The following is a 15,986-nucleotide window of genomic DNA, read 5'->3' as shown; positions in this document are numbered from 1 at the left end:
CTATTTCTTTCCGGGTATCCCCATGACCACCCTCGCCACCGCCCTGCACACCTGCGACATGCTCCTGATCGACGGCCTGCACGCCTTCGACTTCACCTTCGACGCCTCGGGCCTCACCGTCGAGTGCATGGACGGGCGCCAGCTCCGTCGCTGGCACTTCACCACCGAGCAGGTCGCCGCTGCCGTGGCCGAAGGCGACGACTGGCGCCTCGACGATGGCCAGGGCGAGCATCGGCTAGTCTGTATGAGTGCCTTGCGCGCCTCGGAAGATGACGATGATGAAGCGGACCTGGAAGCACCTGCTGAGCGCTAGCCTCATGGGCCTGGCGATCGATGCCCACGCTGCCACCTTGCTGGTGGGCAGCTATACCGAGGGCGCCAGCCAGGGGATCTACCGCTATGCGTTCGACACGCGCAGTGGCCGGATCGAACCCAAGCCCCAGCAGGTGGTCAAGAGCGTGAGCCCCTCGTGGCTGGTGCTCTCGGCCGACCAGCGCCAGTTGTTCGCGGTCAACGAGACGCCGAAGGGGCACGTCAGCAGCTTCTCGCTCAGTGCCAAGGGCCAGATCAAGCCGCTCAACCAAGTGGCAAGCCTGGGTGATGAGCCGACCCACGCCAGCCTCAGCCATGACCAGCGCTACCTGTTCGTCGCCAACTACGCCGTCGCCCCCGACCCGGGTGGCAGCCTGGTGGTGATCCCGGTGGCGCGCGACGGCAAGCTCAAGCCGGTGGTCCAGCAACTGCGCCATGCGCCCAGCAAGGTCAACGCCGAGCGCCAGGTCGGTGGCCATGTGCACTCGGTGGTGTTGTCGCCCGAGGGGCGCCACCTCTATGCCAGCGACCTGGGCGCCGACAAGGTGTTCATCTACCGCTACGATGGCGCCAGTACCGAACGCCCGCTGAGCCCGGCGATTCCCGCCTCGGTGGCGTTGCCGCCCGGCAGTGGGCCGCGCCACCTGCTGTTCGATGCCAAGGGCCAGCATGCCTACCTGACCCTGGAAATGAGCGGCGAAGTGGTGACCTTCGACGTCCAGGACGGTGCACTGAACGAGCGCCAGCGCCTGCCCCTGACCGAGCGCCAGGAGGCTGCGGCCAAGGCGGCGGGAGGTTTGCACCTGTCGGCCGACGGGCGCTTCCTGTATGTCAGCAACCGCGGCACGGCCAACGAGATCGTGGTCTATGCCGTGGGCAAGGACGATGGCCAGCTGACCTTCTTGCAGCGCCGCTCGGTGGAGGGCGATCACCCGCGCGAATTCAGCCTCGACCCCAGCGGCAACTTCCTGCTGGTGGCCAACCAGAAGAGCGACCAGATCGTGGTGATGCGTCGCGATCCGCGCAGCGGCATGCTCGGCGAGACCGTGCAGACCCTGCCCCAGGCGGCCCCCTCGGACCTCAAGTTCATCGAGTGATTATCAATCGGCGTGATAATCGTTACTGCCGCAATGAATTTCTGTGCACAGCCTCGGCGGCGTAAGTTTGACCCAAGGCCCATCGGGGCCACTGTCAAACCACCGAAGTCGAGGGCAGCCCGCATGAACTTCAATCTCTTTCCGGTCATCGCCGCTTCCGCCATTTCCGCCTCCGTCGTCCTGCCGGCCCATGCCCAGGTCGAGGTGCGTAGCAAATCGTCCGCCACCCACAGCTACACCGAGAAGTACCTGCAGCAAAGTGCGCACTTCCATGCGGCGCTGAGCGGCAAGAACAGTCACTGAAGCGTGAAAAGGGTCTGGTAATAGCACAACGCCATGTGTTTGAATTTGACGCTGGATTATTGACTCTCCGGGAGGTGGAGCATGATGTGGCGTATCGCGGCGGTGGTGCTGTTGCTGTTTTCTTCGCCGATCCTGGCGATCTGAGTGGCGGGGCTGCGCAGCAGCCCCAAAGACTCCGCTACCGAGCCATGATGGCCTGGAACAACGCTGAATCCAGCCACCCTTGCAACCAGCTGCGCACCCGCGGGTAAGGCGCCTCGGCGAACCATTGCGGTTCGACCCCGGCAAACTGGCGCATCAAGGGGAGCAGAGCCGCATCGGCCAGGCTCGGGTGGTCGGCGAGCAGGTAGGGGCGGCTTGCGAGCAGCGCCTCCAGTTCGGCCAGCCAGGGTTCGGCCTGCTGGCGGTAGTGCGCCCGCGATTGCTCGGGATAACGCTCGGCGTACTTGTACAGGTTCACCTGCGCCTTGAACGTGCTGTCGTTGCGCACGATCAGCGCCTCGCCTTGGGCAGCAGCGGCAGGGTCGGCCTGCAGGCGCCAGTCCTGGGGATCGTGGCGTTCCAGCGCCCAGCGCATGATGTCCAGGCTTTCCTCCAGCACCCCCTCACCAGTATCGAGCACCGGCACCGTGCCCTTGGGCGACAGCGCCAGCAGCTCGGCGGGCTTGTGCTTCATCGCCACCTCGCGGATCTCCACCGGGCAGCCGGCATAGCGCAACGCCAGGCGCGCACGCATGGCCCAGGGGCAGCGGCGGAACGAGTAGAGGATCACCCGCACACCTCCGCCTCGCTCAGGCCGTTGCCCTGGCGGCGCACCTGGATCTGTACCGGGATGCGTTCGTGCATCTCCTGCACGTGGGAAATCACCGCGACCTTGCGTCCCTGGGCCTGCAGGCCGTCGAGGGCGTCCATGGCCAGTTGCAGCGACTCGGGGTCGAGGCTGCCGAAGCCTTCGTCGATGAACAGCGACTCGATGCGCAGGGTGCTCGAGGCCATGGATGCCAGGCCCAGGGCCAGGGCCAGGGAAACCAGGAAGGTCTCGCCGCCGGACAGCGAATGCACCGAGCGCAGCTCGTCGCCCATCTCGGTGTCCAGCACCAGCAGGCCGAGGGCACTGCCGCCGCGCTTGAGGCGGTAGCGCCGGGCCAGCTGGCGCAACTGGCTGTTGGCATGGTGTAGGAGCAGGTCGAGGTTGTAGCCCTGGGCGATCTTGCGGAACACGTCGCCGGTGGCCGAGCCGATCAGCGCATTGAGCCGAGCCCAGCGTTGCCACTCCTGGCGCGCCTGCTCGATTTCCTCGGCCAGGGCCTGGTGTGCCTGCTGGCGGCGCTGGTCGTCGGCCTGTTGGGCGCGCAGTTCGGCGCATTGCTGTTCCTGGGTGGCCAACTGCTCGCGCAGTTCGCCAAGCCGTTGCTCCAAGTCTTCGACGGAGGCCTCGACATTGCCCTGGGCGGCATGCTGCTGCAGGCGCTGTTCGCGCTCCTGGAGCAGCACGCGGCCTTGTTCGACGGCCTTCTCGGCGGCTTGCAGGTGCTGGCGCAGGTCGCCCAACTGGGCCTCATCCATGGCCAGCAGGCGGTCCAGGCCGGCGTCGTCCAGTTCGGGGTGGGCGGCGCGCCATTGGGCGATCTCGCCCTGCAACTGCTGGTGTTCCTGTTCGAGCGTCTGCAGGCGGGCGGCGTTGGCCTTGCGTTCGCCGGCCAGTTGCACGCCCTGGGTGCGTGCATCCTGCAAGCGCTGGGCGGTATCGGCTTCGCCGGCGCGGGCCTGTTCCACCTGCTGCTCCAGGTGCTGCTGCCAGGCCTCGGCATTGGCATGCTCGCCCAGCAGTTCGCCCAGCGTGGTGCGAGCTCGCTGCTGTTGTTCGGCGAGGCTGGCGATTTGCTGTTGCAACTCCGCCTGGCGCTGCAGGCGTGATTGCTGCTGGTCGTGCAGGCGCTCCAGTTGTTGCTGGCGCTGTTGCTGCTCTTGCTGTTCTTCCTGCTGTTGTTCGAGTTGTTGCAGGCGCTGGGTGACCTGCTGGTCGAGGGCGAGGAAGGTGTGCGAGGGCTCGTCGCGCAGGGCCTGGAGAATATCGGCAGGCAGCACACCAGCAAAGTCGGCCAGGGCCTGCTCCAGGCGCTCCTGGTCGGCGGCCAGGGCCTGGTGCTGCTGGTCGAGGCGACGCTGGGCCTGTTGCTGGGCCTCGCTGGCGGCCTGCAATTGCTGGTTGAGGCGTGCGGCGTCCTTCTGCAGGGTGAGCAGGGCGGCCTGGCGTTGCTCGTCACGGCCGATCTCCTCGTCCAGGCGGCGCAGCTGCGCTTCCAGCCAGGCAGCGCGGCCCTTGTCGTCCTCGGCGCTGGCGCAAAGCGCCGGCCACAGGGCATGGGCGGCGAGCTGTTGCTCCAGGGGGGACAGTTGTTCGCCCAGTTGGGCTTGCTGGTGCTGGTACTCCTTGATCTGGCCATTGACCACGCCGACCTGGGTGCGCAGTTCCACCAGGCGGGCGTTGAGGGTGTCCACCTGGGCCTGGGCCGCTGCTTCTTCGGCCTGATCATGGCGGCCCAGGCTCTGCAACAGGGCGTCGGGCTGGTGATAGGGATGCTCGGCGCTGCCGCACACCGGGCAGGGTTCGCCGTCGCGCAGTTGCGCCCGCAGTTCCTCGACGCTGGCCGTGCGCGCCAGGCGCTGGCGTTCGAGCAGTTGGCGGGTGAGGGCCAGGGCCTGCTCCGCGGCTTCCAGCTCGGTCTTGGCCGCCTGGCCTTCGCCGATCAGTTGCTGGCGCTGTTGCAGGGCGTGCTGCTGGCGTTCGCGCAGGGCATGCAGGCTGTGCTGCAGTTCTTGCTGGCGGGCGTGCAGGCGCGCCAGTTCCTCCACGGCGCGCTGTTGCTTGCGGTTGTCCTGCAGCATGCTGCCGAGCAGGTCGAGCTGTTCGGCCAGGGCCTGGGGTTCGGCGCCGGCTTCGCGGAACAGCAGCTCGAAGGCATCGCGCTGTTCCTGCCATTGGGCATTGGCCTGGCTGGCCTGCGCCTGCAGGCCCGGCAGCTCGTCGCGCCCCTGGCTGAGCCGATTGCCGATCTGCAACAGCTGCTGGAGCTGGCCGCGATAGGCCTGCCAGGCATTGCCCAGGGCCGCGAGCGGAGCGCTCTCGGCCAGTGCCGTTTCGATCTGCGCCAGTTGCTGGAGGCTGCGCTGCTGCTGTTGTTCGAGCTGTTGCAGCTGTTGCTGGCCTTCGACAACGGTCTGGTCGGCCTGCTGCCCGGCGGCGTGCAGCCTGGCCAGTTCCTGGTCGAGGCGGGTCAGGCTGTCCTGGGCGGCGAAGGCCTGGCGCAGGCGTGGGGTGTTCTCGCCCTGGTTGGTCTGGGCCTCGGCCAGGGCCTGGCGCGCAACGGCCAGTGCTTGCTCCAGCTCGACCGTCTGGGCCTGCAGGGCTTCCTGCTGGCGCTGCTGTTGTTCGAGCGTCGTGGCCAGGGGCGCAAGCTGGGCGGCCAGGGCCTGCTGACGATGGAACTGGTGCCGCTGTGGCGCCAGGCGCTCCAGGCGTTGCAGGTCCAGGCGCTGGTCGGCCAGTTGCTGCCATGCCTGTTCGGCCGCTTTCAGGGCTTCGCCGGCCTCGCTGTGCTGGGCTTGCAGCTGCTGTCGCTCGTTCAGCCAGGCCCGTTGTTGCTCCAGCTGGCGCTCGCGTGCCTGCTCGGCCTTGAACTGCTGCTGGGCCTGTTCCAGGCGCTGGTCGAGCTCGGCACGGGCCTCGGCGGCCATCGGCAGCAGGAGACTGGCCTGCGCCTCGAGGGCCCGGTGGGCTTCGCCGGCATCCCTGGCCTTGGTGAAGGCGCGTTGGCCCAGGCGGGTGTAGATCGCCGTGTTGGTGAGCTTTTCCAGCAGTTCGCTGCGCTCCTTGTCGTCGGCCTTGAGGAAGGCGCCGAACTCGCTCTGGGCCAGCATCACCGCGCGGGTGAACTGCTCGAAGTTCAGGCCCAGGCGTGCCTCGACCAGTTGCTTGTACTCGTTCTTGCCGCTGCCCAGCAGTTGCTCGCTGTCCAGGTCGTAGAGGCTCTGGCGGCTGTGCTGCAGCTTGCCGTTGGCCTTCTCGCGGGCGCGGTTGGCCTCCCAGCGGGCGCGGTAGCGGCGGCCGTCGATGCCAACGAAGTCGACCTCGGCATGGCCGCTGCCGGTGCCTCGGCGCAGCAGGTTGCGCGGATCGTAGGTCGGAATCTCGCCGTCGGCGTCCGGCACCTTGGCTTCCCGGCCGATGTCGTTGAGCCGCGGCACGGTGCCGAACAGGGCCAGGCACAGGGCATCGAGCAGGGTGCTCTTGCCGGCGCCGGTGGGCCCGGTGATGGCGAACAGGCCGGCGCTGGCCAGGGGCTCGGCGGTGAAGTCGATGTCGATCGGCCCGGCCAGGGAGGCCAGGTTCTTCAGGCGAATGGCAAGGATCTTCATGGCTGCTCCTCCTCCAGCTGGACGTCCTGCAGCAGCAGGGCGAAGTCGGCCAGTGCCTGTTCGTCGACGGGGTTGCCGTAGGCCTGCTCCCAGGCCCGGCTGAACAGGTCTTGCGGGGTCATCTGGGCCAGTTCGACGAACGCCAGCTCGTCATCGTCCTGGTTGCCGCGCCCGGCGTACTCGGCGCCGATGCGCACCAGGCGCACGGCCTTGCCGGCCAGGGCGGCCTCGATCTGCTGGCGCAGGTCGGGCTGCGGTTCGTCCAGGCGCACGCGCACCTCCAGCCAGGGCTGGCGGTTGGGGTCTTCGAGCAGGTCGACCACCGGCAACTCGGCGAGTTGCTCGAGCAACTCGCCCAGCGGCGCCGGGCCGATGCGTTGCAGGGCCACGGCACGCGGCACCAGGCGCGGCTCGATGCTGACCAGCTCGGCACCGTCGAGCTCCACCTCGAGCACTTGGTGCGGGTAGCCGATCTCGGCGAACGACAGGGGGATCGGCGAGCCGCTGTAGCGGATGCGTGCTTCGCGGTTGACCCGCTGCGGCTTGTGCAGGTGGCCCAGGGCGACGTAGCTGATGGCCTTGTCGAACAGGCGTGCCGGCAGGGCCTCGGCGTTGCCGATGATCAGGCTGCGCTCGGAGTCCTCGGAGACTGCGCCGCCGGCCATGTGCGCATGGCTGATGGCGACCAGCGCCTGGTCCTTCTTGCGCTTGGCCTGGGCGGCGGCGATCAATTGCTGGTGCACCTGGGTGATGCCTTGCAGGTAGTCGTCGCCCAGTTGTGGGCCGGTGACCTCCGCCGGGCGCAGGAAGGGCAGGGCCAGGCACCAGGCGCAGACCTTGCCACGGGCATTGGTCAGCGGGATCAGCAGGCGTTCGGCGTCCAGCTGGCCCTCGTCGAGCCAGTGCACCCGGCCCAGGGCATGGGTGCGCAGGCGCCGCATCAGCGCTGCCGGCAGCTCGATGCGCGAGCCGGAGTCGTGGTTGCCGGCGATCATCACGATGTCCAGCTTCGGCTGTTGCTCGTGGGCCTGGACGATGAAGTCGTAGAGCCGCTCCTGGGCTTTGACCGGTGGGTTGACCGTGTCGAAGATGTCGCCGGCGATCAGCAGGGCATCGGGTTGGCGCAGGCGTAGTTGGCCGAGCAGCCAGTCTAGGAAGCAGGCGTGTTCGAAGTCGCGGTCCTGGCCATGCAGGCTTTGGCCCAGGTGCCAGTCGGAGGTGTGAAACAGACGCATGGATGATCCGTTGGATGGGAGCAGGAAAGCTTGTGCCTCACCTGGTCGTTGGGCGTTCATTGAGTGGCCGGGGTGGCCGGCGAGCGAGGACGGTATGTTAACCCAAGTGGTTTTGTGCAGGCTCGATATCGTGCGCGGGAATAGGGTGCAGGGGCGCGAAGCGGCCCCAGCATTAGCCAAACCCAACGGTGTCGCTGGCCTCTAGAACCCAGAGGCTTTGATCATTTCGGATACAACGGCGGCAAGCTCCCGGTTTCCCCAGCAGGCGCCAGCACCTGCTCGGCCGGTGGGATGGCGCCGATGGCGCGCCACAGCTCGTCGCCGTGCCAGTACTGGCCGCTCTCGCTGTACAGGGCGCCGTTGAGGCCATCCAGGGCATCGGACAAGGGCACGAAACGGGCGGCCATCTCAGCCAGGGTTTCCGGTTGCTGGCGTGCCCAGGCGTCCAGCGCCTGGCGCGTGGCCTGGGGGTCGTTGGCCTGGCAGGCACGCTTGAGGTCGTCCAGCAGGGTGCGCGGGCTCGGCCCGCTCTGGGCAGCGCGCAGCACCGCCGGCTGCGAGCGGGCGCGCCACCACAGGGCAAAGCCCAGCAGGGTGGTCAGGGCCAGGACCAGGGTCGCCAGTTGCCAGGGCCAGAGCCGGGCGCTGCTGCCATCGCCCACCGGCGTCTCGGCGCTCAGCGCCGGGTTGTCCTGCACCTGCAGGGTGCGCGCCGGCAGGCTGCTGTGTTCCAGGTGGTCCTCGCGGGTGTTCCACCAGGTGACCTCGAGAGCCGGCAGGGCCAGGTCGCCGCTGTGGGTCGGCACCAGGGCCTCGCGCTCCTCGCGGTTGGCGATCATGCCGCGCTCGTTGATCTCGTTGCGCAGCAGCGGCTGGTCGGGGTAGCGGCGTAGGCCGTAGGTCTCGGTGGCCGGCAGGGGGGGCAACTGGGTGCTCGACAGCCCTTCGGCGCGCAGGGTGATGCTGCGGGTCAGGGAGTCGCCGATCTGCGTCGGCTGGCGGGCCGGGTCCGGGTTCCAGTGTTCTTCCAGGGCCAGGCTGCGTGCCGGCAGCCAGGGCGTGTCGGCTGGCCAGGCGCTGGGAATCGGTCGCACCGTCAGGTGCAGCGGCAGCGAGCTGACCTGCACCTGGCGCCCGACCCGGGGCATGCCGGCCGTTGGCTCGCCGCCGTCGGCCGCCGTGGCGGTGAAGGTCAGCGGCGGGACTTCCAGGCTGCCGCTGTGCTGCGGGTAGATCGCGTAGCGTGTCTCGATCACCCCGTGGCGCACACCGTCGATCTCTTTCTCGTAGGTGCGCGACTCGCCCAGCGGCTCGACCTTGGCATCGTTCAGTTGCAGTGGGCTGAGGCTGCTGTCGTCGTACAGCGACACCGAATGGTAGATGCGCAGGGTCAGCACGGCCTGGGCCTGGACGTAGACCTCGGTGCTGTCCAGGGTCGCTTCGACGAACACCTGGGCGGCGCTGCCAGGGCGGCTGGCATCGGCCTGGAGCACCTGCAGTTCGATGGGCTGGCTGCGCGACTGGCCCAGCTGCAGCTCGGGAATGCGCAGGCTGCCGCTGCGCCGTGGCAGCAAGGTGATGATCCAGCGGGTGCTGGCGCGGGTCTCGCCGTCGAGGGTATGCAGGCTGTTGAGCTGGCGCGTGTCACGGACCTCGAAGTCGCCCTCCAGGGCGCGCAGGTCCGGCTTGCCGAACTGGGTGATGTCCTGGCTTTCCAGGGTCAGTTCCAGGGTTTCGCCGGCTTCCAGGCGGGTACGGTCGACGCTGGCCTGCAGGGCCGGTTGCGCCTGGGCCTGGACGAGCCACAGCAGGCTGAGTAGGAAGACGCCGAAGCGGCTCATCGTGGGGTTTCCTGATGCAATTGCTGTTCGTACCAGAATTTACGCCGCAGCAGCTGGGCCGGGTTGTCGGGAATCTCCCGCAGCCACTGTTCCAGGGCCTGGCGCTGCTCGGCGTCGAGGCTGGTCGACACGGGCCGTTGCGGCGGCTGGGTGACACCGTCGTCGTCGCCGGGCTGGTTGCCAGCCTGGGCCTGGTGCTCGCCAGTGCCTTCGCCGGGCTGTTCGGCCGCGGCCTGCTCTTCGTTGCCGGGCGTGCCCTGGGCCTGGTTGGCGGCCGAGCTGCTGTTGCCGTCGGTCTCGCTGCCGGGCGTGCCTTGGGCATCGCTGCTGGCCGGTCGTTCCTCGGCCTTGGCCTGGCGCTGTTGCAACAGTTGCTGGACCAGGGCGTGGTTGTCCAGGGCAGGCTGCAGGTCGGGCTGGCGCTCCAGGGCCTGTTCGTAGGCGTCCAGGGCGGCTTCCAGCGCACCGGCGCGGGCCAGGGCATTGCCACGATTGTAGTGGGCCGCGGCGCTGTTGCCCTGGGCGAAGGCCTGGGCCGCGCCTTCGAAGTCGCCGGCCTGGTACAGCGCCATGCCGCGCCACTGTGGGTCTTCGAAGCGCTGGGCCGCCTCGGCGGGGCGCTGTTGCTCGAGCAGGCGCTGGCCCTGTTGGTCGGGGCGCAGCCACAGGTCGTCGAACTCGAAGGCCTGGCCCGGTTGCGGCAGCGCCAGCAGCAACGGCAGGCAGAACAACCAGCCGCGTCGGCCGGCGCAGGCGGCCAGCAGCAACAGCGGCAGCAGTAGCCAGTAGCCCTGGTCGGCCCAGCTGTCCAGCTGCAGGGTCTGGCCGTCGTTGCGCAGGATGTGGGGAGTGTCGAACAGCCCCAGCCCACGCAGGTCCAGGTCGTCGATGCGGGCATGCCGGTAGCGCCCGCCGGTGCCCGCGACGAACGCCTTGAGGCTGGCGCTGTCCAGGCGTGGCAGGAGGATGCCGCCCTGGTCGTCCTTGAGGTATTCGCCGTTGGCCTGGCGCACCGGCGCCCCTTCGGCGCTGCCGATACCGAGCATCAGCAGGCTCGGGCCCTGGCGGCCGAGGGCCTGGAGGATGCCATCGCGCTCCTGCGGGCTCAGCGCCGAGCCGACCAGCAGCAGGCGGCCCTGGCCCAGGCCGCTCTGGGCCAGCAGCGCCAGGCCCTTTTGCACGGCCAGGTCGGCGCGCTGGCCGGGCTGCGGCATGATCGACGGATCGACCGCCTCGAGCAGGTTGCGGGTGGTGCCCAGGTCGTCGGACAGCGGCACCAGGGTATGTGCGCTGCCGGCATAGACCACCAGCGCGGTCTGGCTGTCGCGGCGATGCTCGAGCAGGTCGAGGATCTTGCGCCGGGCCTGCTCCAGGCGGTTCGGCGGGCTGTCCTCGGCGAGCATCTGCGGGGTCAGTTCGAGCAGGATCACCAGCGGGTCGGCCGGGCGCTGGCGGGTTTCCTCCAGGCGTTGCCAGCTCGGGCCGAGCAGGGCCAGGACGACCAGCAACCAGGCCAGGCCCAGGGCGATCCAGGGCAGCTTGCTGGTGCTGCCGCTGCCGCCGCCGAGCAGCACGGCATGGAACTGTGGCGGCAGGATCAGTTGCCAACGCCCGGCGCGCTTGCGCCGATGCCAGCGCTTGAACAGCAGCCAGGCGAGCAGCGGCACCACCAGCAGCCAGAGCGGGCGCAGCCATTGCGGCCAGAATTCGATCATCGCCGCCTCCTCAGGCGCAGGCGTTGCAGGCGCTGACGCCACTCCGGGTGCGGCTGCAGGAAGCGCGGCCGACGCAGCAGGCGCTGCAGCCGGTTGTCCGGCCATTGGGCGGCGGCCACCAGCAGCACGCTGAGCAGCAGCGCCAGGGCCAGTGGCCAGGCATACAGGGCCTTGGCGGTGCGCGCCTGGGTCGGTTGCTGGGCCACCGGCTCCAATTGGTCGAGGGTATCGCCGATGGCATCCAGCTCGGCGCCGTCGTGGGCGCGGAAATAGGCGCCGTGGGTCAGCTCGGCGATCTCCCGCAGCGAGGCTTCGTCCAGGTCCAGGCTCGGGTTCAGGCCGAGCAGGCCGGGCGTACCGCTGGCTTCGGGGTTGGCGCCGATGCCGATGGTGTAGATGCGTACGCCTTCCTGGGCGGCCAGGCGCGCGGCGGTCAGCGGGTGGATCTGCCCGCCGTTGTTGGCGCCGTCGGTCACCAGCACCAGCACGCGGCTCTGCGCCGGCCGCTGGCGCAGGCGCTTGACCGCCAGGCCGATGGCATCGCCGATGGCGGTGTTCTTGCCGGCGATGCCGATCTGCGCCTCGTCGAGGAAGGTGCGCACGGTGCGCCGGTCGAAGGTCAGCGGCGCCTGCAGGTAGGCTTCGCTGCCGAACAGGATCAGCCCCACCCGGTCGCCCTGGCGGTCCTGGAGGAAGTCGCCGAGCAGCGCCTTGACCAGGTCCAGGCGGCTGATGTCCTCGTCCTGCCAGTGCATGTCGGGATAGTCCATGGAGCCGGAGACGTCCACCGCCACCAGCAGGTCGCGGCCGCTGGCGGCGACCGGCACCGGCTCGCCCAGCCATTGCGGGCGAGCAGCGGCCAGCAGCAGGAGCAGCCAGATCAGCACGAAGGGGGCCTGCTGGCGCCAGGTCGGCAGGTTGAGGCGGGCGCGGCGCCCGGCCAGGCCTTCCAGTTCATCGAGGAAACCCACCTTGAGCACCGGCTCGCCGCTGTCGGCGGCGGGCAGCACCAGGCGCGCCAGCCAGGGCAGCGGTAGCAGCAGCAAGACCCACGGCCAGGCCAGTTCAAACATGCTTGCGGATCCAGGTTTCGACCGCCTGGGCGAGCCCGGCGATGGCCTTGTCGTCGAGCTTGCACTCGGGCTTGTAGGCGCCTTCGACCAGCACCATCCAGCGGGTCAGGCCGGCGGCGGGGCAGCGGTTGTCGAGAAAGGCCAGCCATTGGCGGCCATTGAGGGTGTGGCTGTTGGCGCCGGGGTAGTGGTTGCGGCACAGGCGCTTGAGCAGGGCGTTGATCTGCTGCAGCCAGGCGCCGGCCGGGGCACCGTCGTAGGGGCGGGGCAGGCGGGCGAGCTCGGCCAGCGCCTCCTGGCGTATCGGGTCCAGCGGCTGCTCGGCGCGCACCACCCGACGCTTGCCAGGGCGCCAGTGGCGCAAGCGCCACAGGCCCCAGCCGAGCAGCGGCAGCATGGCCAGCAGCACCCACCAACCGGGCGCGGGTGGCCACAGGCCGATGCCCGGCGGGGCGATCAGCGGTTGCAACGGGTCCAGCGGATTCATTGAGGGCTCCCGGGGCGCTGGGCATCGAGGTGCTCGCGCAGTTGCTCGATCATCTCGCTCTGGGTGCTCAGGGGCATCAGCAGTATCCGCAGTTTCTGCGCCAGCAGTTCCCAGCGCTCGACGCGCGACTCGGCTTGCTGGCGATAGGCCTGGCGCAGGCTGGCGTCGAGGGTGTCGAGCTCCAACTGGGCGCCGCGCTGGGCGAAGCGCAGCAGGCCGGCGGCCGGCAGGGCATGGTCGAGCGGGTCGGAAACCGGCATCAGCAGCAGGTCGCAGTGGCGCGAGAGCATCGACAGGTGCTGTTCGACGCTGTCGCTCAAGGCGCGTTCGTCGCAGATGACGATGGCCAGGCTGCCCGGGCGCAGCACCTCGCGGGCCCGGCGCAAGGCCAGGCCGAGGCTGTCGGCCTGGGGCTGGGCCTCGGTGTGCAGCGCCTGGTTGACCTTGGCCAGGCGGTTGAGCAGTTGCAGCAGGCTTTGCTTGCTACGCCGTGGCTTGATCTCGTGGTGCTCGTTGTCGCCGAACACCAGGCCGCCGATGCGGTCGTTGTGGCCCAGCGCGGCCCAGCCGAACAGCGCTGCGGCCTGGGCCGCCAGCACCGACTTGAACATCAGGCCGGAGCTGAAGAACAGCCGCTGGCTCTGCTCGACCAGGATGAAGATCGGCCGCTCGCGCTCTTCGTGGAACAGCTTGGTGTGCGGCTCCTGGGTGCGCGCGGTGACACGCCAGTCGATGTTGCGTACATCGTCGCCGGCCTGGTAGACGCGCACCTGGTCGAAGTCCACGCCGCGCCCGCGCAGCTTGGAGTGGTGCAGGCCGACCAGCGGGCTGCGCTGGCCGGGCCGGGAGAACAGCTGGATCTCGCGCACGCGATGGCGCATGTCGATCAGCTCGGCCAGGCCGATGCGGATGCCGGGTTCGGCCGTTCGCGCGGTGGCCATGGGGTCAGGCGACGGCGACGACGTCGAGGATGCGCTGGACCACACGGTCCTGGTCGATCCCCGCCGCCTCGGCCTCGAAAGACAGGATGATGCGGTGGCGCAGCACGTCGAACAGCACGGCCTGGATGTCCTCGGGGCTGACGAAGTCGCGCCCGGCCAGCCAGGCATGGGCGCGTGCGCAGCGGTCCAGGGCGATCGAGCCGCGTGGGCTGGCGCCATAGGCGATCCAGTCGGCCAGCTCGGTATCGAACTTGGCCGGGGTGCGGGTGGCCATCACCAACTGCACCAGGTATTCCTCCACGGCGTCGGCCATGTACAGGCCGAGGATCTCCTTGCGCGCGGCGAAGATCGCCAGCTGGCTGACCCGCCGCTCCGGCTTGGCCTCGCCGCCCAGCGCCTCGCCCCGGGCCTGCTGGAGGATGCGCCGTTCGACGGCGGCGTCCGGGAAGCCGATCTTCACGTGCATGAGGAAACGGTCGAGCTGGGCTTCGGGCAGCGGGTAGGTGCCTTCCTGCTCGATCGGGTTCTGCGTGGCCATGACCAGGAACAGCGGCGACAGCTCGTAGGTGCTGCGGCCGACACTGACCTGGCGTTCGGCCATGGCCTCGAGCAGCGCCGACTGGACCTTGGCCGGGGCACGGTTGATTTCGTCGGCCAGCACCAGGTTGTGGAAGATCGGCCCCTGCTGGAACACGAAGCTGCCGGTTTCCGGGCGGTAGATCTCGGTGCCGGTGATGTCGGCCGGCAACAGGTCAGGGGTGAACTGGATGCGATGGAACTGTGCCTCGATACCCTCGGCCAGTTCCTTGATGGCCTTGGTCTTGGCCAGCCCGGGCGCACCTTCGACCAGCATGTGGCCGTCGGCCAGGAGCACGATCAGCAGGCGCTCGACCAGCTTCTCCTGGCCAAGGATCTGGGAGGAAAGAAATGTGCGCAGCGCGATCAGCGCCTCACGGTGTTCCATCGTCGAGGGTTCCTGGAAATGAGCCGGGCGTGCTGGCACAGCGGCGTCCGGGCAGGGGCTGATACTTTAATCCATCCGGGCCCGTGCCGACCAATGGCGGCATGGAAAATTCTCCAGGGGGCAGGCGCGGGTCGTCGAACAATCGCTGACTACCTGTGGAATCTGCGGGTTCCCGCGTGCGCCGCGAGGCTGCCTCATTGTCGGTCCTGGACAATGAGGACCCCACCGATGGACCTGCAACGCATCGCTTCCGGCACGCCCCATCCGCTCACCTTGCGGGTGGGGGTGTTCTTCGACGGCACTGGCAATAACCTGGGCAACGGCATGCACGCGGGAGCATCGCCCGAACGCGGCGGCAGTTATGCCAATGCCCCGAGCAATGTGGCGCTGCTGTACGGGCTGTACCCGGTCGGGGCCGTGGAGGCGTTTGCGGACAGGGTCTTCTTCAAGGTCTATGTCGAGGGCATCGGCACCACGCAAGGCGCGCCCGACTCGGCGCTCGCCCAGGCCACCGGGCGTGGCCAGACGGGGATCGAGGCGCGAGTGGCCGAGGCGCTGGCGGTGGTTGCCGGGCAATTGCGGCGCTGGCGTGCAGAGCAACCGCAGGGCCCCGTGGCAGGGGTCGAACTGGACCTGTTCGGCTTCAGTCGCGGGGCGGCGGCGGCCCGCGACCTGGCCAACCAGTTGCAGGAGGGCTCGGCCTGCCTGCCGGCGTGGCCTGTGACGATCAACTTCATTGGGCTGTTCGACACGGTGGCGGCCATCGTTGCCCCGTGGCAAGGCAACTTCAGCCCTGCCAACGACCGTTACGGCGGGTTGCGCCTCGGCCTGGGAGAGGGTATTGCGCGCCAGGTCGTGCAACTGGTGGCTGGCGATGAAAGGCGGCACAACTTCCCGTTGGTGCGTAGCGGGCACGATATCGTCGTGCCCGGGGTTCATTCGGACATCGGCGGCGGCTACCTGGAACGGATGACCGAGCGCGTCCTGCTGAGCAAACCGCGATCGAACCTGGTGCCTGCGCGCACGCCAGCCGAGCGGACGCGGGCGTATGCCATCGCCGCCGGGCAGTTGGCAGCGGAGTATGCGGGCATGCCGGGGCCGCAGCCCCGGGTCCTGACCTGGGAGGTGCCTGTCGAGCGGCGTCGCAGGCAGGAGGGGCCGGAAAAGCGCGTGTATGCGGCGGTTTATCGGGAGCGTGAGGTACTGGGGCATTTGTCGCGGATCTACCTGCGCATCATGCGTGAGCTGGCGGTGCGCGGTGGGGTGCCGTTCGCCGAGGTGGAGGCGCGCGAGGCGGCGTATAGGTTGCCGGAGGCGTTGCTGGGGATCAGTGCCAAATTGCATGACTTCGCCCTGGGGCGTAGCGCTGGTCCGGGTTTGAGCGAGGAGGAGCGGCACTTGCTGGAGGCGCGGTACATCCATGCTTCGGCGCATTGGAATGCACTCAAGGGGCTGCGCAACAGCGAACTGGAGGTGATGTTCGTCGACCGGCCGGCGGAAGGCGGGCGGGTGATGCATGTGAATCCAGTGGGGTGAGCGGGCCTGGCATGTGGTGCTTTTGGCATCCTGGGGCCGCTCAGGTACAGCGCTGTTCTGCCA

Annotated in this window: 13 protein-coding genes; 4 read left to right on the top strand and 9 right to left on the bottom strand. The window is 68.8% G+C overall.

The window, feature by feature from the left end; genetic code table 11:
• Window positions 1-22: 22 nt before the first annotated feature.
• The 3 genes from ACDI39_RS08965 (at window position 23) to ACDI39_RS08955 (ending at window position 1,712) form a co-directional block, all read left to right on the top strand.
• A complete protein-coding gene (locus ACDI39_RS08965) occupies window positions 23-313 on the top strand; it encodes a DUF5629 family protein (RefSeq protein WP_253080978.1) in 291 nt (96 codons plus the stop codon).
• Window positions 279-1,409 carry a lactonase family protein gene (locus ACDI39_RS08960; RefSeq protein ID WP_225787156.1) on the top strand — a complete coding sequence of 377 codons (1,131 nt, stop codon included), beginning with the start codon at window positions 279-281 and terminating at the stop codon, window positions 1,407-1,409. The genes ACDI39_RS08965 and ACDI39_RS08960 overlap by 35 nt, the downstream gene beginning before the upstream one ends.
• A gap of 123 nt (window positions 1,410-1,532) precedes the next feature.
• A complete protein-coding gene (locus tag ACDI39_RS08955; RefSeq protein WP_225786998.1) occupies window positions 1,533-1,712 on the top strand; it encodes a hypothetical protein in 180 nt (59 codons plus the stop codon).
• Between the two features lie 178 nt (window positions 1,713-1,890).
• On the opposite strand, the gene ACDI39_RS08950 is transcribed toward ACDI39_RS08955, so the two are convergent.
• The 9 genes from ACDI39_RS08950 to ACDI39_RS08910 form a co-directional block, all read right to left on the bottom strand.
• Complete coding sequence (locus ACDI39_RS08950; protein ID WP_225787155.1) at window positions 1,891-2,484, bottom strand: glutathione S-transferase; 594 nt, start codon at window positions 2,482-2,484, stop codon at window positions 1,891-1,893.
• Window positions 2,481-6,131, bottom strand: a complete 3,651-nt coding sequence (locus ACDI39_RS08945; protein WP_486538430.1) for an AAA family ATPase — start codon at window positions 6,129-6,131, stop codon at window positions 2,481-2,483. The genes ACDI39_RS08950 and ACDI39_RS08945 overlap by 4 nt, the downstream gene beginning before the upstream one ends.
• Window positions 6,128-7,366, bottom strand: coding sequence for an exonuclease SbcCD subunit D C-terminal domain-containing protein (locus ACDI39_RS08940; RefSeq protein WP_225786996.1), 1,239 nt, complete (start codon window positions 7,364-7,366; stop codon window positions 6,128-6,130). The genes ACDI39_RS08945 and ACDI39_RS08940 overlap by 4 nt, the downstream gene beginning before the upstream one ends.
• Before the next feature lie 221 nt (window positions 7,367-7,587).
• Window positions 7,588-9,207 (bottom strand): BatD family protein, encoded by a 1,620-nt coding sequence (locus ACDI39_RS08935; protein WP_486538428.1) that lies wholly within the window; start codon window positions 9,205-9,207, stop codon window positions 7,588-7,590.
• Window positions 9,204-10,922 (bottom strand): vWA domain-containing protein, encoded by a 1,719-nt coding sequence (locus tag ACDI39_RS08930; protein ID WP_486538426.1) that lies wholly within the window; start codon window positions 10,920-10,922, stop codon window positions 9,204-9,206. The genes ACDI39_RS08935 and ACDI39_RS08930 overlap by 4 nt, the downstream gene beginning before the upstream one ends.
• Window positions 10,919-11,995, bottom strand: coding sequence for a vWA domain-containing protein (locus ACDI39_RS08925; protein ID WP_225786993.1), 1,077 nt, complete (start codon window positions 11,993-11,995; stop codon window positions 10,919-10,921). The genes ACDI39_RS08930 and ACDI39_RS08925 overlap by 4 nt, the downstream gene beginning before the upstream one ends.
• The gene (locus tag ACDI39_RS08920; protein ID WP_225786992.1) at window positions 11,988-12,482 is read right to left on the bottom strand and encodes a DUF4381 domain-containing protein; all 495 of its coding nucleotides are present in this window, start codon (window positions 12,480-12,482) and stop codon (window positions 11,988-11,990) included. Before ACDI39_RS08920 ends, ACDI39_RS08925 begins: the two co-directional genes overlap by 8 nt.
• Window positions 12,479-13,423 carry a DUF58 domain-containing protein gene (locus tag ACDI39_RS08915; RefSeq protein ID WP_486538423.1) on the bottom strand — a complete coding sequence of 315 codons (945 nt, stop codon included), beginning with the start codon at window positions 13,421-13,423 and terminating at the stop codon, window positions 12,479-12,481. Before ACDI39_RS08915 ends, ACDI39_RS08920 begins: the two co-directional genes overlap by 4 nt.
• A 4-nt stretch (window positions 13,424-13,427) precedes the next feature.
• Complete coding sequence (locus tag ACDI39_RS08910) at window positions 13,428-14,387, bottom strand: AAA family ATPase (RefSeq protein WP_225786990.1); 960 nt, start codon at window positions 14,385-14,387, stop codon at window positions 13,428-13,430.
• A 228-nt stretch (window positions 14,388-14,615) separates the two neighbouring features.
• Here ACDI39_RS08910 and ACDI39_RS08905 point away from each other — a divergent pair, with 228 nt between their 5' ends.
• Window positions 14,616-15,923 carry a phospholipase effector Tle1 domain-containing protein gene (locus ACDI39_RS08905; RefSeq protein ID WP_225786989.1) on the top strand — a complete coding sequence of 436 codons (1,308 nt, stop codon included), beginning with the start codon at window positions 14,616-14,618 and terminating at the stop codon, window positions 15,921-15,923.
• Window positions 15,924-15,986: the final 63 nt, after the last annotated feature.

This window comes from Pseudomonas sp. Tun-23181, assembly GCF_057415455.1.
The sequence above is the reverse complement of the archived record's forward strand: the minus strand, read 5'-3'. Positions and strand labels throughout refer to the sequence as shown.

What these genes read in the sequence shown, in the direction of transcription:
- ACDI39_RS08965 (WP_253080978.1), top strand. Translation starts at nt 23, where the DNA reads ATGACCACCCTCGCCACCGCCCTGCACACCTGCGACATGCTCCTGATC.
- ACDI39_RS08940 (WP_225786996.1), bottom strand. Translation starts at nt 7,366, where the DNA reads ATGCGTCTGTTTCACACCTCCGACTGGCACCTGGGCCAAAGCCTGCAT.
- ACDI39_RS08905 (WP_225786989.1), top strand. Translation starts at nt 14,616, where the DNA reads ATGGACCTGCAACGCATCGCTTCCGGCACGCCCCATCCGCTCACCTTG.
- ACDI39_RS08930 (WP_486538426.1), bottom strand. Translation starts at nt 10,922, where the DNA reads ATGATCGAATTCTGGCCGCAATGGCTGCGCCCGCTCTGGCTGCTGGTG.
- ACDI39_RS08955 (WP_225786998.1), top strand. Translation starts at nt 1,533, where the DNA reads ATGAACTTCAATCTCTTTCCGGTCATCGCCGCTTCCGCCATTTCCGCC.
- ACDI39_RS08915 (WP_486538423.1), bottom strand. Translation starts at nt 13,423, where the DNA reads ATGGCCACCGCGCGAACGGCCGAACCCGGCATCCGCATCGGCCTGGCC.
- ACDI39_RS08945 (WP_486538430.1), bottom strand. Translation starts at nt 6,131, where the DNA reads ATGAAGATCCTTGCCATTCGCCTGAAGAACCTGGCCTCCCTGGCCGGG.
- ACDI39_RS08920 (WP_225786992.1), bottom strand. Translation starts at nt 12,482, where the DNA reads ATGAATCCGCTGGACCCGTTGCAACCGCTGATCGCCCCGCCGGGCATC.
- ACDI39_RS08935 (WP_486538428.1), bottom strand. Translation starts at nt 9,207, where the DNA reads ATGAGCCGCTTCGGCGTCTTCCTACTCAGCCTGCTGTGGCTCGTCCAG.
- ACDI39_RS08960 (WP_225787156.1), top strand. Translation starts at nt 279, where the DNA reads ATGAAGCGGACCTGGAAGCACCTGCTGAGCGCTAGCCTCATGGGCCTG.
- ACDI39_RS08925 (WP_225786993.1), bottom strand. Translation starts at nt 11,995, where the DNA reads ATGTTTGAACTGGCCTGGCCGTGGGTCTTGCTGCTGCTACCGCTGCCC.
- ACDI39_RS08910 (WP_225786990.1), bottom strand. Translation starts at nt 14,387, where the DNA reads ATGGAACACCGTGAGGCGCTGATCGCGCTGCGCACATTTCTTTCCTCC.